The sequence below is a fragment of the Mycobacterium sp. NGS61 genome, from assembly GCF_059812325.1.
In genome coordinates this window covers 31,687-47,645 of the sequence record NZ_JCALCL010000015.1, presented here as the reverse complement: position 1 = coordinate 47,645, position 15,959 = coordinate 31,687, and the positions used below count along the sequence as shown (strand labels likewise).

11 protein-coding genes are annotated in these 15,959 nt (G+C 70.2%); 5 read left to right on the top strand and 6 right to left on the bottom strand.

Going from position 1 to position 15,959, the window contains the following annotated elements; all coding sequences use genetic code 11:
* Positions 1-71: 71 nt before the first annotated feature.
* Together AC5Y3Z_RS23185 and ilvD are read right to left on the bottom strand one after the other, a co-directional pair.
* Complete coding sequence (locus AC5Y3Z_RS23185; protein ID WP_473138905.1) at positions 72-3,383, bottom strand: PE family protein; 3,312 nt, start codon at positions 3,381-3,383, stop codon at positions 72-74.
* 119 nt (positions 3,384-3,502) lie between these two features.
* Positions 3,503-5,221: a dihydroxy-acid dehydratase gene (gene ilvD, locus AC5Y3Z_RS23180; protein WP_463827985.1), complete on the bottom strand. Its 1,719-nt coding sequence runs from the start codon at positions 5,219-5,221 to the stop codon at positions 3,503-3,505.
* A gap of 100 nt (positions 5,222-5,321) precedes the next feature.
* Between ilvD and ricR the strand changes: the two genes are divergently transcribed.
* The 3 genes from ricR (at position 5,322) to AC5Y3Z_RS23165 (ending at position 8,085) form a co-directional block, all read left to right on the top strand.
* Complete coding sequence (gene ricR, locus AC5Y3Z_RS23175) at positions 5,322-5,612, top strand: copper-sensing transcriptional repressor RicR (protein ID WP_463827984.1); 291 nt, start codon at positions 5,322-5,324, stop codon at positions 5,610-5,612.
* Positions 5,613-5,693: 81 nt separating this feature from the next.
* Positions 5,694-6,956, top strand: coding sequence for an MFS transporter (locus AC5Y3Z_RS23170; RefSeq protein WP_463827983.1), 1,263 nt, complete (start codon positions 5,694-5,696; stop codon positions 6,954-6,956).
* 118 nt (positions 6,957-7,074) lie between these two features.
* Positions 7,075-8,085, top strand: coding sequence for a L,D-transpeptidase (locus tag AC5Y3Z_RS23165; RefSeq protein WP_463827982.1), 1,011 nt, complete (start codon positions 7,075-7,077; stop codon positions 8,083-8,085).
* A gap of 9 nt (positions 8,086-8,094) precedes the next feature.
* Here the strand turns inward: AC5Y3Z_RS23165 and AC5Y3Z_RS23160 are convergent, their stop codons facing one another.
* Complete coding sequence (locus AC5Y3Z_RS23160; protein ID WP_463827981.1) at positions 8,095-8,667, bottom strand: serine acetyltransferase; 573 nt, start codon at positions 8,665-8,667, stop codon at positions 8,095-8,097.
* A 124-nt stretch (positions 8,668-8,791) separates the two neighbouring features.
* A complete protein-coding gene (locus tag AC5Y3Z_RS23155) occupies positions 8,792-10,777 on the bottom strand; it encodes a M13 family metallopeptidase (protein WP_473138904.1) in 1,986 nt (661 codons plus the stop codon).
* Positions 10,778-10,819: 42 nt separating this feature from the next.
* On the opposite strand from AC5Y3Z_RS23155, the gene AC5Y3Z_RS23150 reads away from it, so the two are divergent.
* Together AC5Y3Z_RS23150 and AC5Y3Z_RS23145 are read left to right on the top strand one after the other, a co-directional pair.
* Positions 10,820-11,440, top strand: a complete 621-nt coding sequence (locus AC5Y3Z_RS23150) for a hypothetical protein (RefSeq protein ID WP_473138903.1) — start codon at positions 10,820-10,822, stop codon at positions 11,438-11,440.
* Complete coding sequence (locus AC5Y3Z_RS23145; protein ID WP_463827978.1) at positions 11,437-12,126, top strand: hypothetical protein; 690 nt, start codon at positions 11,437-11,439, stop codon at positions 12,124-12,126. The genes AC5Y3Z_RS23150 and AC5Y3Z_RS23145 overlap by 4 nt, the downstream gene beginning before the upstream one ends.
* On the opposite strand, the gene AC5Y3Z_RS23140 is transcribed toward AC5Y3Z_RS23145, so the two are convergent.
* Together AC5Y3Z_RS23140 and AC5Y3Z_RS23135 are read right to left on the bottom strand one after the other, a co-directional pair.
* The gene (locus AC5Y3Z_RS23140) at positions 12,123-12,641 is read right to left on the bottom strand and encodes an XRE family transcriptional regulator (protein WP_500001863.1); all 519 of its coding nucleotides are present in this window, start codon (positions 12,639-12,641) and stop codon (positions 12,123-12,125) included. The genes AC5Y3Z_RS23145 and AC5Y3Z_RS23140 overlap by 4 nt on opposite strands.
* Positions 12,638-15,613, bottom strand: coding sequence for an MMPL family transporter (locus AC5Y3Z_RS23135; RefSeq protein ID WP_473138902.1), 2,976 nt, complete (start codon positions 15,611-15,613; stop codon positions 12,638-12,640). The genes AC5Y3Z_RS23140 and AC5Y3Z_RS23135 overlap by 4 nt, the downstream gene beginning before the upstream one ends.
* Positions 15,614-15,959 lie beyond the last annotated feature (346 nt).

Here is a 15,959-nt window from a genome sequence, read left to right as displayed (position 1 = left end):
CCGTCAGTGTATACCCCATAGGGGTATCCGGTAAAGGACGTTGACTGCCCCGGTAAGGCGAACTTCGCGGATCAGCCGTTCTGGCCGCTAGCGCCGCCGAGGCCGCTCGCGCCGCCGAGACCACCCGGGTCGGTGCCGACGCCGCCGTAGCCGCCGATGCCGCCCCCGCCGCCGAGACCGCCTGCCGCACCGTCCCCGGTGCCGCCGTCGCCACCGTCGCCGCCCAGCCCGCCGGGGCCGCCATTGCCGCCGTTGCCGGTGCCGGCGGAATGCCCGCCCGCGCCGCCGCTGCCACCCACGCCGCCGCCACCGCCGTTGCCGCCGCCCTGGCCGTTCACGACTCCGTCGCCGCCGTCGCCGCCGTCGCCACCATTGCCGCCGAGACCGCCTACGCCGCCATCGCCATTGCCGGTTGCGCCACCACCGAGTCCGCCGGTGCCGCCCGGTCCACCCTTGCCGCCCGCCTGGCCCGCTCCGCCGGTCGCCCCGGCGCCGCCGTGACCGCCCGGACCGCCCTGGCCGGCATCGGCGTTGAAGTACCCCGGCCCGCCGATGCCGCCGGTGCCGCCCAGCCCGCCAGCGCCTCCACCACCCTGTTGGCCCGCGGTGCCCGAACCCGAGCCGGGTTGCCCGAAACCACCGCCGTCGCCGCCCTGGCCGCCGACACCGCCGGTCTTACCCGAGTCGCTGCCGTCGTTGTAACCGCCGTAGCCACCGACACCGCCCCGGCCGCCCTGACCGCCGCTGCCGCCGTTGCCGTTGGCGGCGCCGACGGGCGCGGCACCGCCCTCGCCGCCGGAACCGCCCAGGCCACCGGCACCACCGGCGAATCCGGTTTGGTCGCTGCCGCCGCTGCCGCCGTAGCCGCCCACACCTCCGAGGCCGCCCTGACCCCCGTTACCGGCAGCGGCACCACCCGGTCCCGGCGTGCCGCCGGTGCCACCGGTGCCACCGACACCACCCGCCCAACCATCCGTCGAGTCACCGGTATCTCCGTAGCCGCCCTGACCTCCGATGCCGCCGTCACCACCGTTCCCGCCGAGGGCACCGGCACCCGGGTTGCCGCCGGTGCCCCCGGTGCCGCCCATGCCGCCCTGGGCGCCGACGGATTCCTTACCCGTACCGCCGTAACCGCCACCGCCGCCGACGCCACCGGTGCCGCCGTCTCCGCCCAGCGCCGCGGTACCACCGGTGCCCGGGTCACCGCCGGTGCCGCCGGTGCCGCCGGCGCCACCCGCCGAGCCGTTCTGCTGGTAATCGCCGGGTCCGCCATAGCCGCCGCCACCGCCGGTACCGCCGGCGCCACCAGTGCCGGCCGTGCCACCGGTGCCACTGTTGCCGCCGTCGCCACCGTTGCCACCCTCACCGCCGGTACCGCCGGGTTGATTGATCTTGCCGGCGCCGCCGAAGCCGCCCTGACCGCCCTCACCGCCGGTGCCACCGGAGCCCCAGGCCATCTGGCTGCCGTCCCCGGAGGTACCGCCGGCCGCGGCGTTTCCGCCGTTGCCGCCGTTGCCGCCCTTACCGCCGGTGGTGTGTTCGCTGTTGCCGCCGTATCCGCCGTCACCGCCGTACCCGCCGTCACCGCCGTAGCCGCCGTAATTGCTGGACCCGGCGATCGCGTCGCCGCCGACGCCGCCGTCCCCACCGACTCCGCCGTCCCCTCCGATTCCGGCGTTGGCGCTGCTGCCGGGGCCTCCACCGCTCCAGCCGCCGCTGCCACCCTGGCCGGCGTCACCGCCGTACCCGCCCTGACCGCCGCCGGAGCCGGTGTCGGCGGTTCCGGAGCCGCCTTTGCCACCGTCACCGCCGACACCGCCGCGGCCACCGTCGCCGTTGACCCCGCCGAGGGTGGCGCCGCCACCCCGGCCGCCGTCACCACCCATGCCGCCTTCGCCGCCCGCGCGGCCGGTGCCGTCCGCCCCCGCGGCACCACCGCCGCCGGCGCCACCTACACCGCCCACGCCGCCGGTCCCCACGCTGCCGCCGGTGCCGCCCTTGCCGGCCAGGCCGTTCTGGCCACCGGTCCCGCCGTCACCACCGTTGCCGCCGGCTCCGGGGCCGCTGCCGGTGTCGGCCGCGCCGCTGCCGCCGTCGCCGCCGTCGCCGCCGACGCCACCGGTGCCACCGCTGCCGTTCGTGCCACCGGCGCCACTGTTGCCGCCGGTTCCACCCCACCCGCCGGCCGCGCCGTTGGTACCCGTACCGCCCGAACCGGCAGCCGCGCTGAGGCCGGCCCCACCCTGTCCGCCGGTGCCACCCTGCCCGCCCGTGCCGTAGACGCCTACCGTCCCGCCGCTGCCACCGGTTCCGGCGGCTCCACCTGCGGCGGCATTGCCACCGTCGCCGCCTTTGCCGCCGACGGTGGCGCCGCTGCCGGTGTCTGCCGCACCCTGTCCACCGGAGCCACCCATTCCGCCGTCACCGCCGCGCCCGCCGTCACCGTTCGCTGCGCCCGATCCGGCATTGCCGCCGTCACCGCCCAGGCCGCCGGCACCGCCGGCTGCGCCCTGCTGGCCGGTGAGGCCGGTACCCCCCTTGCCGCCGGCGCCCCCGATGCCGCCATCACCACCGGCGCCGTTGTGGCCGAAGTGTCCGGCGGTGCCGCCGTTCCCACCGGCACCCGCGGCCCCGCCCGCGCCACCCTGCTGCCCGGTCGCGCCCGCGCCGCCTTGGCCGCCGTCGCCACCGGCACCGCCGGCCCCGGCGTGACCCTGCATGCCGGCATTGCCGCCGGCGCCCCCGTTGCCGCCCGCACCGCCGACGGCGCCGGCCAGGCCCGCGACGCCCGTCCCGCCCATGCCACCGGCCCCGCCGTTGCCGCCCAGCGAGCCGCCATTGCCGCCGGCGCCGCCGGCGCCGCCCGGTCCGCCGAACCCGCCGAAGCCCCCATTGCCGAGCAGGCCTGCCGACCCGCCGGCACCGCCGACGGCGCCCACATTCGTGCTGTTCCCGCCGTTGCCGCCGCTGCCGTAGATGATGCCGCCGGGACCGCCGGCGGTGCCCACCCCGTTGACGGTCATCCCGTCGGCGCCGTTACCGATCAACGGGCGACCCAGCACCGCGTTGGTGGGGGCGTTGATCAGGCCGAGCAGTCCTCTGTTGGCGTTTTCGGCGGACAGGTACGCGTTCGAGGTGGCGTACAGGGTGGCGGTGAACTGATCATGGAACGCGCCCATCTGCCGGGCCAGCTCCTGGTAGCCCACCGCGTGCTGGGAGAACAGCGCCGCGACGGCCTCGGACACCTCGTCGGCCGCCGCGCTGGCCACGGCGGTCGTGGTCGCCGCAGCGGTCGCGTTACCACTGGCGAGCAGGGCGCCGAGGCCCTCCAATTCGGCTGCCACCGAGGTGAGGAGCTGGGGTGAAACCAGTGCGTACGTCAACGGGCACCTCGCTGTGGTAACGCGCTGCTGACGACACAGCATCGCTGGACGCGCCCGATGTTAGCGTCGGAGATTGCCGGTTGCGGCCAAAATAGCGGGAATTCAACCGGTCGCCGGTGCTAGCCGCAGACCGCCCCGGTTGCGGCCGAATTGACCAGCTTGACGTACTTGGCCAGCACCCCGGTCCGGTAGCGCGGCGCCGGGGGCGTGAACCCCGCCCGGCGGGCCGCGAACTCGTCGGGATCGACCAGCACGTCCAGCGTGTGGCTGGCCACGTCGAGGCGGATCCGATCGCCGTCGCGCAGGAACGCGACGGGACCCGCGTCCACCGCTTCGGGTGCGATGTGGCCCACGCACAGGCCCGTCGTCCCGCCGGAGAACCTGCCGTCGGTCAGCAACAGCACGTCCTTACCGAGCCCGGCGCCTTTGATGGCGCCGGTGATGGCGAGCATTTCGCGCATCCCGGGACCGCCCTTGGGCCCTTCGTAGCGGATCACCACTGCGTCGCCCGTGGTGATGGTGCCGTCCTCGAGCGCATCGAGGGCCGCCCGCTCGCCGTCGAAAACCCTTGCGGTGCCTTCGAACACGTCAGAATCGAAGCCGGCCGACTTGACCACCGCACCCTCCGGCGCCAGCGACCCGTGCAGGATGGTGATGCCGCCACTGGGGTGGATCGGGTTGTCCAGCGCGCGCAGCACCTTGCCGTCCGGGTCGGGTGGGGCGATGTCGGCCAGGTTCTCGGCGACGGTCTTGCCGGTCACCGTCAGGCAGCCCCCGTGCAGCAGGCCGGCGTCCAGCAGCGCTTTCATCACCACCGGCACCCCGCCGATGTGGTCCACATGCGACATCACGTGCCGGCCGAACGGCTTGACGTCGGCCAGGTGCGGCACCTTGGAGCCGATCCGGCTGAAGTCGTCCAACGACAACTCGACTTCCGCCTCGTGCGCGATGGCCAGCAGGTGCAGCACCGCGTTGGTCGACCCGCCGAACGCCATCACCACCGCGATCGCGTTCTCGAAGGCCTCCCTGGTCAGGATGTCGCGCGCGGTGATGCCGTGCCGCAACAATTCGACGACCGCCTGGCCGCTGCGGCGGGCGAACCCGTCGCGGCGGCGGTCGGTCGCCGGGGGTGCCGCGCTGCCCGGCAGCGACATGCCCAGTGCCTCGGCCGCGCTGGCCATGGTGTTGGCGGTGTACATGCCGCCGCAGGCACCCTCGCCGGGGCAGATGGCGCGTTCGATGGCGTCGACGTCGGCGCGGCTCATCAATCCGCGCGAGCAGGCGCCGACGGCCTCGAAGGCGTCGATGATGGTGACTTCGCGCTCGCTGCCGTCGGACAGCTTGGCCACCCCCGGCAGGATCGAACCGGCGTAGAGGAACACCGAGGCCAGGTCCAGCCGCGCGGCGGCCATCAGCATGCCCGGGAGCGACTTGTCGCAGCCGGCCAGCAGCACCGAGCCGTCCAGGCGCTCGGCCTGCATGACGGTCTCGACGCTGTCCGCGATCACCTCGCGCGACACCAGGGAGAAGTGCATGCCTTCGTGACCCATCGAGATGCCGTCGGACACCGAGATGGTGCCGAACTCCAGCGGGTAGCCGCCCGCCTGGAAAACGCCCTCCTTGACCGCCTTGGCCAGTCGGTCCAGCGACAGGTTGCACGGCGTGATCTCGTTCCAGGACGAGGCGACCCCGATCTGCGCCTTGGCGAAGTCCTCGTCCACCATGCCCACCGCGCGCAGCATGCCGCGGGCGGCGGCCTTCTCCAGACCGTCGGTGACGTCGCGGCTGCGGGGCTTGATGTCGACTTGACCAGGGGCTTGCTCGGGAACTGGGGCCATCCTGCAAGTATGCGGTGCGGGGCCATCGCGCCAAAATCAATGACCGCTCCGGTCTGATACCCTAGCGGGGTATATAGTGACCAGTTCGTCGGGAGAGTAGATGAGCGCACCGCACGGATACGCGCAGCAGAAGGACAACTACGGCAAACGGTTGCGGCGCATCGAGGGCCAGGTGCGCGGCATTGCGCGCATGATCGAAGAGGACAAGTACTGCATCGACGTGCTGACCCAGATCAGCGCCGTCAACAGTGCCCTGCGGTCGGTGGCGCTGGGATTGCTCGACGAGCATCTCAATCACTGCGTCACCCGGGCGGTGACCGAGGGCGGCCCCGATGTCGACGACAAGCTGGCCGAAGCGTCCGCAGCCATCGCGCGCCTGGTTCGGTCCTGAGTGCTGCGTTGCGTACGGTAAAGGTGCGAAACCGCGCCGGCCAGCTACCGTAGCTGCCCCGGCGGTTTTGCACTTCACACCATGACTGCTCAAGCCGCCAGTGCCGCCCGAACGTGGACACCACGGATCGCGGTTCAACTGTCGGTATTGGCCGCGGCGGCCTTCATCTATGTCACCGCCGAACTGCTGCCGGTGGGTGCCCTGTCCGCCATCTCGCGGGACCTGCACGTGAGCGTCTTCTGGGTCGGGGCGCTGGTCTCCTGGTATGCGCTGGTGGCAGCGGTGATGACAGTTCCGCTGGTGCGCTGGACGGCGCACTGGCCGCGCCGCTCGACGCTGCTGCTCAGCCTGGCCTGTCTGACCGTCTCGCAGCTCATCTCGGCGGTGGCACCCAGTTTCGCGGTGCTGGCCGCCGGGCGGGTGTTGTGCGCGGTCACCCACGGGCTGCTGTGGTCGGTGATCGCCCCGATCGCCACCCGGCTGGTACCGCCCAGCCATGCCGGGCGGGCCACCATGTCGACCTACATCGGCACCAGCCTGGCGCTGGTGATCGGGAGTCCACTCACCGCTGCGCTGAGCCTGATGTGGGGTTGGCGGGTGGCAGCCGAGTGCATCACGGTGGTCGCCGCCGTCATCACCGTGGCCGCGCGAGTGGTGCTGCCGGAAATGACGTTGACGCAAGACCAGCTGCAGTTCGTGGGCCGCCGCTCGCGCCACCACCGCAACCGGGCGTTGGTCATCGTCAGCCTGATCACCATGATCGGGGTCACCGGCCACTTCGTCTCCTACACCTACATCGTGCGGATTCTCGCGGAGGTCGTCGGGGTCCGGGGCCCCAACCAGGCCTGGCTGTTGGCCGCCTACGGCATCGCCGGGGTGCTCGCGGTCGCGTTGGTGGGCCGGCCGCTGGACCGCCGCCCCCGCGGTGCCGTCATCATCTGCATCGCCGGGCTGACGACCGCCCTGGTGTTGTTGAGTGTGCTGGCCTACCGCTGGCACGACTCCGCCCGCACGGCGCTGATCGTGGGGACCGCCGCGATCGTGCTGTGGGGGGCGATGGCCACCGCGGTGTCGCCGATGCTGCAGGCCGCCGCTATGCGCGCCGGGGCGGACGACCCCGACGGTGCCTCCAGTCTGTATGTGACGGCGTTTCAGGTGGGCATCATGGCAGGCTCGCTGGCCGGCGGGCTGCTGTTGGAGCGCAGTGTGGCGATGATGCTGACCGCGTCGGCGATCCTGATGGGCCTGGCGTTGCTGGCGATGTCGGCGCTCGGGCGGGTGATCGAAGCGCTGCCGGCGGACCCTGCCCAGGGGGCCGGGACGGCAATTTCACAGGACGATTAACACCGCAGGTCAGCGGCCTGAACTGGGGTCGGTAACGGTTGGCCGGAGCTCGCCGATTGGCTAACCGGTGGTGCTGCTGTGCCACACTGGGTCGGAGAATTTGACCGGAGGGATCGATATGTCGCGCAGGACGAGAGACTTTTCGAGGGGACGTCTCTGGGCCTTTGTCGCTGCCGCTCTGAACGTTTTCGGGGTGGTCGCAGTGCTGGCGCTGGGTGCCGGTCCGGCAGTGGCTGACCCGGACGAGCCGCCCGGCGACCCCGGCCCCGTCGTGGTCGCGCCGGGTGACCCCGTGCTGCCGGATCCGATAGCCCTGCCGCCGCTGCCCGACCCGCTGGCACCGATTCCGGGCATCCCGGGCGCGGCGCCGGTGGCCAGCGGACCCGCGCCGGCCGGTCAGGACAACACCCCGTTCATCGGCGAACCGCCGTTCCGGCCGCCGGCCTTCAATCCGGTGAACGGCGCGATGGTGGGCGTGGCAAAACCGATCATCATCAACTTCCAGGTACCGATCGCCGACCAGGCGATGGCCGAGCGCGCCATCCACATCTCGTCGGTCCCGCCGGTGCCGGGCAAGTTCTACTGGCTGACCCCGTCGCAGGTGCGCTGGCGGCCGCTGGCGTTCTGGCCGCCCAACACCGCGGTGAACATCGATGCGGCCGGCACCAAGTCGAGCTTCCGTACCGGCGACTCGCTGATCGCCACCGCCGACGACGCCACGCACCAGATGACGATCACCCGCAACGGGACCGTCGTCCAGACGTTCCCGATGTCGATGGGTATGGCCTCCGGCGGTCATCAGACCGCCAACGGCACCTATTACGTGCTGGAGAAGATGCCGACCGTGGTGATGGACTCCTCGACCTACGGGGTCCCGGTCAACTCGGCCAACGGCTACAAGGTGACCGTGTCCGACGCCGTCCGGTTCGACAACAGCGGCAACTTCGTACACAGCGCACCGTGGTCGGTGGGCGATCAGGGCAAGCGGGACGTCAGCCACGGCTGCATCAATCTGAGCCCGTCCAACGCCAAGTGGTTCTTCGACAACTTCGGCAGCGGAGACCCGATCATCGTCAAGAACTCCGTCGGTGTGCCGAAGAATGACGGCTCCAACGACTGGCAGTTGTAGCCCCGGCGGTTACGAAGCCGAACGGCTGAGCAGCGACGGTACGGCGGGTTGGCGCCGGTCGTAGATGATCCGGGCGGGCACGCCGGCGACCTCGACATCGTCGGGAACCGGCTTGGTCACCACCGCTCCGGCACGAATGCTCGCGCGATTGCCGACGTCGACGCCGAGGATGATGGCGCCAGGAGAGATGAACACGTCGTCGCCGATGACGGGATACTGGCCGGGGAGCCCCTCTCCGATTGAAACCCCTTGGTGGATACGGCAATTGGCGCCGATCTTCGCCCGGTAGTGCACGTGCAGCGGGCCCACGTGGGCGATCGACAACCCCGGGCCGAAGACGTTGCGCGAGACGACGAAGCCGAGTCGCTCGCCGAGCAGCTTGGTCCGTAGCTGGAAATAACCGGCGATGAGGCGTCCTACCGGCGTGCGCGCGGTGTTGGTCCAGTATTCCGATTTGCGCAGCAGCCGCTGGAAATGTGTCGGGCGCTGCGTCAGCCGGTACCGCAGCCGCCAGCGTTCCAGCCCCTGGGCCTTGAGGTCCGCCGCCAGATAGAACGTCAAGTCGTCCCGAGATTCGATCACGTGTACCCCCGTGTCGTGGTTTTCAGTGTCTGTTGACCACGACAACTTAGGTTAAACCATACTTGAGGTACTGAAAAGTTACTAGTGAGTCACCTTATGGTTTGGTGCGGGCCCGGGGGTGCGCCTAGTTCCAGATGCGGACGCGGCTGCCCGGGTCGAGGAACAGTTGGTCCTCCTCGGACACGTCGAACGCCTCGTAGAACGCATCCACGTTGCGGATCACGCCGTTGCAGCGAAACTCCGGCGGCGAGTGCGGGTCCACCGCCAGGCGCCGGATCGCTTCGGCGGCACGGGATTTGGTGCGCCACACCTGAGCCCAGCCGAAGAAGACGCGCTGCACGCCGGTGAGACCGTCGATCACCGGCGCCGGCCGGCCGTTCAGCGACAACTGATACGCCAGCAGCGCGATCGACAGTCCGCCGAGGTCGCCGATGTTCTCGCCGACGGTGAATGCGCCGTTGACGTGGTGCCCACCGTCCAGGTCGCGCGGGACATACGCCTCGTACTGCTCGATCAGGGCCTTGGTGCGGGCGCCGAACTCGGTGCGGTCGTCGTCGGTCCACCAGTCCACCAGGTTGCCGTCACCGTCGTACTTGGCGCCCTGGTCGTCGAAACCGTGCCCGATCTCGTGGCCGATCACCGCACCGATGCCACCGTAGTTGGCGGCGTCGTCGGCGTCGGCGTCGAAGAACGGCGGCTGCAGAATGGCGGCGGGAAAGACGATTTCGTTCATCCCGGGGTTGTAGTAGGCGTTGACGGTCTGCGGTGTCATGAACCATTCGTCCCGGTCCACCGGGCCACCCAGCTTGGCCAGTTCCCGATCGTGGTTGACGGCGTAGCCGCGCTGGTAGTTGCCGTACAGGTCGTCGCGGCGGATCACCAGCGCCGAGTAGTCCCGCCAGCTGACCGGATAGCCGACCTTGGCGGTGAACTTGGCCAGCTTGGTCAGCGCACGCTCGCGGGTCTGCGGCGTCATCCAGTCCAGGTCGCTGATGCTGATCCGGTAGGCCTCCTGCAGATTTTCCACCAGCGCGTCGATGCGGTCCTTGGCGCCCGGCGGAAAGTGTTGCTGCACATACAGTTTCCCGACGGCGTCGCCCATCAGGGTCTCCACCAGCGAAACCGCCCGCTTCCAGCGGTCCCGGATCTGCTCGGTGCCGGTGAGCCGGCGGCCGTAGAAATCGAAGTCCGCGTCCACCAATTCACTGGTCAGCCACGGGGATCGGGCACGAATCAACCGCCAGCGCGCCCAGCTCTTCCAGTCCTCGAAATCCGCACTGCTCCACAGCTCGGCGAAGGTGGTGAGGTAATCCGGTTGCCGGACAACGACTTCCGCGACACGTTCCGGCGTGGTGCCCAGCCCTGCCGTCCATCCGGCCCAGTCGAAGCCGCCGCCCTCGGTCTGCAGGTCGGCGAAACTGCGCAGGTTGTAGGTGAGGTCGGCGTCGCGGCGCTTGACCACGTCCCAGTGCGCGGCGGCGAGTTTGCGCTCCAGCGCCACGATGCGGGCCGCGGTGTCGGCGTGCTCGTCGGCGGGGCCGCCAAAGACCAGCCCGAACATCGTCGCGATGTGGCCCGGGTAGGCCGCGAGCACGGCGGCGTGCTGCTCGTCGCGGTAGTAGGACTCGTCGGGCAGGCCGATCCCGGACTGGCTGAAGTGCACCAGGTAGCGGGTGGAGTTCTTGGAGTCGGTGTCCACGTAGAACCCGACACCGCCGCCCACCCCGGTGCGCTGCAGGGCCCCGACCGCTGCGGCCAGCGCAGCACGATCGGCGGCGCTGTCGATGACCTGCAGTTCGTCGTGCAACGGTTGCAGCCCCCGGCGCTGCACGGTCTCCTCGTCGAGGAAGCTGGCGTAGAGGTCGCCGATGCGCTGCTCGTCGGTCCCGTGCGCGGCCTGGCTGCGGCTCGCCTCCACGATCAGGTCGCGCACCTGCTCCTCGGCGCGGTCGAACAGGGTGCGGAAGGCGCCGTCGGTGGCGCGGTCGGCGGGAATGTCGTACTCGGTCAGCCAGCGGCCGTTCACATGACCGAAAAGGTCGTCCTGCGGTCGGGCGGCTGGGTCGACGTAGCTCAGATCGATACCCGAGCGGATGGCCTCTACTGTCACCCCGCCATCCTTCCATCTGGTTTCGGGTGCAACGATCGGGCCATGCCTGACCAGGAGAAAACTGAGGCGGACAGCGAGACCGCAGACGCCGACGACGCCGAGTACGGCAGCGGGGTGTTCTCCCCCTACGGCATCGCGTCGGCGGTGCTGGGCCTGGTCTGCGTCGCGGCGGTGGTGCTCGGCGTGCTCATCTGGACCAACCACAAAGACGACTCCGGCGAGCGCATCTACCTGTCCAAGGTCATGCAAACGGCCTACGAGTGGTCCAACGTGCTGATCAACATGAACAGCAGCAACATCGACGCCAGCCTGCAACGGCTGCACGACGGGACGGTCGGCGAACTCAACACCGACTTCGAGGCCACCATGCAGGGCTACCGGCAGGTGGCCGCGAAGCTACAGGCACAGAGCGTCGGCCGGGTGGAGTCGGTGGCCATCGACACCATGCACCGCGACCTCGATACCGTCCCCGGATCGCCGCGACAGGTGGTACCCACCAAGCTGCCCGCCTTCGCCACCCGAACCGACTCGGTGATGCTGGTGGCCGCTTCGGTGGCCGAGAAGTCCGGCGGACAACCGCAGGTGGTGCGCTGGAGCCTGCGGTTGGACGTCTCGCAGATCGACGGCAAGCTGATGATCTCCAAGCTGGAGCTGATCAAATGAGGAACGCCTGGCGGTTCGCGGCGTTCGACATCCTGGCGCCGCTGGTGGCGATCGCCGCGCTGGCGGCGATCGGCGTGGTGCTGGCCTGGCCGCGGTGGTGGGTGGCGGTCGGCACCGCGCTGGTGCTGCTGATCGTCGAGGGCGTAGCCGTCAACTTCTGGTTGATGCGCCGCGATGCGGTCACCCTCGGCACCGACGACGACGCGCCCCGGCTGCGGCTCGCGGTGGCATTTCTGGCCACGGCGGCCGTCTGCGCGGCGGTGCTGACCGGCTACACGCATTGGACCGCCAACGACGACCAGTTCAAGCGGGACTCGGTGACGGTGGTGCAGGTCGCCACCGGCGCCGCCGAGGCGGTGGCGTCGTTCTCGCCGACGGCTCCGGGGGTGAATATCGACCGTGCTGCCTCGCTGATGGTGCCGGAGCAGGCCGGCAAGTTCAAAGAGGAGTACACCAGGACCAGCGCGGACCTGTTGCAGCGCAAGGTGACGGCGCAGGCGTCGACCTTGGCGGCCGGGGTCGAGGCCATCGGGCCGTCGGCGGCCAGCGTTGCGGTGATCATGCGGGTGACGCAGAACTCGCCCGGCCAGCCCACCAGTCAGGCGGCCCCGGCGGTGCGGGTGACGTTGACCAAGCGCGGCAACGACTGGCTGGTACAGGACATCGCGCCGATCAGTGCCCGCTAGTTGGCGTGCGGCGAGCGTTCGTTCTTGACCCGCACGAACCGGTCGGACAACCGGCGCATCCGGATCATCAGGGAAGCCGACGGGCTGACGCGACCGTCCAGGTAGTCGGCCAGGTCTTCGGCGGTGACGCCGATACGCGAGGCGAACTCCTGCTGCACCAGGCCGGAGCGGTCCATCAGCAGCTTCACGTGGCGGGCGACCTCGGCGCGCTCATTGGCCTCCAGGTGCGCACGAGCCCGCTCCAGCACCTCCCACAGCGCCTTGGCGATGCCGGCCGGGCGCGCACCGCCGAGGATCTCCTCGACCTGACGGGCGGTGCGGCCGTACGGGTCCCGTTTGAGCGCGCTGGCAATGCGCTTCCAGGTGGCGATGTCGCCACCCTCCAACGACGAGCGGATAGCGGCGGTGGACCAGAATTCGACCGGCTGATCCGGGTCGGGGGGCCCGGCCGCCTCGGGCCTGGACCTGGCGCCGCGGGCAGGCGCCGGTCTGCGCTGGTCGGCTGCCAACGTCACCTCGCCTCCTCCAACATCGCGACGGCCACCGACAGACAGCGCTGCCGGACCTCCTCCCAGTTTGCCTTGACACCGGAATCTGTCGACACGTCGTCGAGGTCGCACGGATCGGGATCGGCCAGCCGGCGGACCAGCTGGCTGGCGACCCAGTACCGCCGGGGAGACGAGCCGGGAGGCTGACAACAGTAATACCTATCCATCCCGGACAGCACCACCGCTGCGGTCTCCGGTTCCATCACCTCCACCATGTCAGCAAAGTCGGCATAATCGCGGCTGCTGTTACGGCTCATGATCAGGTAGCCCTTGAGCCGCAGCGTTTCGGCGCCGGTGGGCACCTGCAGGCGATCGCCGGTGGGCAGCTGGACATTCGTGGTCTCCACCGGGCTCTGCCGCCGGTACCGGGGCCGTGCCGACCTGGGCTCCCGGCTCTGCAGGGCGTCGAGGGCAACGGCCAACCGTCCGCGCCACAGGGTGACGGGGTGCACCGGCCGGTCGGTCCACGGCATGGCCCGGGCGATGCTGGAGCGGTAGGACAGCCCGACTTTGCGTGCGGTGGCCTGCCCCACCGGGCCGGTGGCGAGCGTCAGCGTCACCGAGTCGGTGTCTTCGGCCGTCGCCGGGTCCCGGTCCGGCTCGGTGCGCCCGCAGCCGGTGAAAGCCAGCGGGTCGGTCACGCAAATGGCATCGGGGGCAAGGGTTTTGAGCTTAGCGGCCGACTTGATCACCATGCGCAGATCGGCGCTGGGCGCGATCGCGGCGGTGATGTCCTCAGGGATCACGACGACGCCGCCCAGGTCGACGTCGGGCAGCGGACGGTCGAAGTCCACCGATGGCAGGACCCGGCCCAGCCAACCCGGTATCCACCAATTCCACTTGGCGAACACCGCCATCAAGGCGGGCACCAGGACCAGCCGGACGATGCTGGCGTCGACGGCGATCGCGACCGCACATGCCACCCCGATCTCGGCGACCAGCGGCATACCGGCAAACGCGAACCCGCAGAACACCGCGATCATGATCAGCGCGGCGCTGGTGATGGTGCGGGCGCTGGTGCTCACCCCGTAGGCGACGGCGTCGCGGGTGTGCCCGGTCTGCAGGAAACGCTCCCGGATCCGGGTGAGCAGGAAGATCTCGTAGTCCATGGACAACCCGAACGTCATCGCCAGGACCAACGGGGGCACGGTGCTGTCGATCGAGGTCAGGTGCGGGAAGCCGAGCGGTGCGGCCCACCCCCACTGGAAGACCATCACCAGCGATCCGTAGGCGGCCGCCACCGACAGCAACGTCATCAGCACGCCCTTGAGCGCCAGCAGCACCGAGTGGACCGAGAGCAGCAGCATCAGGAAGGCGATCAGCGCCACGAAGCCCAGCACCAGCGGCTGGGTTTCGGCGACCCGATCGTCGAAGTCCTTGATCAGCGCCGTCGACCCGCCGACCGCCACCTTCGCGTCCCCGGCGGTTCGCGGCAGCTGGCTGCGCATCCAGTCCACCGTGTGCCGGGCCCGCATGTCTTCGGGGTCGACCGACAACACCGCACTGAGCAGCGCGCTCTTCTTGTCTTCGCTGTAGACCGGGGGTGGCACCGACGCGACGTCGGGCGCCTTGGCCATCTGCTCGCGCAGCGCCGCCATGATCTGGGCGTGCGCGGGCGGGGCGTCCGGTCCCTCCGGCCAGTCGGGGAAGGTGACCAGCACCTGGACCGGACCCATCGAGCCCGGGCCGAGGGCCTGCGATGCCGCGGCCACCCCGGCGCGGATCTCGTGCGACGAGTCGAACTGCCGCAGCAGGCTGTTGCCCAGCACCATCGCCGTCGCCGGCGCCGCCATCAGCAGCAGCACCGCCGACGCCGCCAGCGCCGAAATCCAGGGCCGGCGCATCACCCAGCCGACCCAGCGCGTCCAGAACCGCGAGACGGTGCTCTCCGGTCGCCTGGACCAGTGCAGCAGCACCGACCGTTTGGCCGCTGCGCGGGAGAAGGTGGCCAGCAGCGCCGGCGTCAGCGTGGCGGAGGTGAGCATCGCGACCGCGACCGCCAGGATCGCGCCGGTGGCCATCGACTGCAGCGCCGGGGTGTTGATCAGGTAGATACCGGTGAGCGAGGCGATGACCGTCATGCCGGACAGCACCACCGCGAGCCCGGACGTGGCCATGGCGGCGTCCACCGCCTCCTGCGGCTGCCGTCCGGTGCGCAGTTCCTCGCGGAAGCGCATCAGGATGAACAGCGAATAGTCCACGGCCAGCGCAATGCCGAACATCGACACCGTCGACGTCACGAATACCGACATGGTGGTGTGCATGGACAGCAGATAGACCAGTCCCATGGTCACCACGACCGTGCACACGCCCAGTGCCAGCGGGATCGCCGCGGCCGCCAGCGATCCGAACACCGCCAGCAGCACGATCAGGATGATCGGCAGGTTCCACTCTTCGGCTTTGGCGATGTCGTGCTTGGTGTTGGCTGCCGCGGCGGCGGACAGGGCGCCCTGACCGATGACGTAGAGGCGCACGTGGCCGTTGGCGGTCTCCCCGGAGCGATCGTCTTCCACGCCGATCCGTTGGCGCAGTTTCTTGGCGACGTCGCTGGTGCCGGGATTGCGGGCGTCCAGGTGCAGGGTCACGACGTAGGGCCGGTCGGGTTGCGGTGGGCGCTGGGTGGGATTGGGTGCGACGGTGACGCCGGGCAGGTCGGCGGCGATCTTCTTCAGTTGCGCGACGGCGTCGTTGATGTCCTGGTAGGTGGCGTCGGCGCGGGGGGCGGCCACCAGCGCCAGCGGGGAGGCGCCGAGTTCGGGGTACTGCGCGACGAGTTGGTCGTGCACGTTGAGCGACTGGGAGCCGGCGACCTCGAATCCGCCGCCGGTCAGATTCCCCGACTGCGACATCGCCAGATACACCGCCGGAACCAGCGCGAGCAACCAGCCGGCGAAGACGAGCCAGCGAAATCGGCGCAGGTTGCGGCTCAGCCGCATCATGAACTGCTGGATTTCCCACTCCCCGTATTCCGTGATTTCGTACGCAGCGCGCCCGCGAGCCTACCGGAGGACGTTGTGCCCGAAGTTTGCTTATCGGTTCCTGAGCTGCGGTGACAGCGGTTCCCCGGGATCGTTGTTAAGTCGTGACGGTCATCTGCCGACCACAGCGTCAGAACAACGGTTCGGTCTGTGATCCGCAATGCTTGCGGATCCCCTCGTAGCCGCGATCGCAGCGGGTTACCGGGACGCGGAGTCGCAGCGCCGTCGCAGCCACCGCGCAATCGTTCAGGTTGCGTTGGCGACGTATCGGCCGCCGATGGCAGGATGGTCGAGGCCCGCGGGTCGG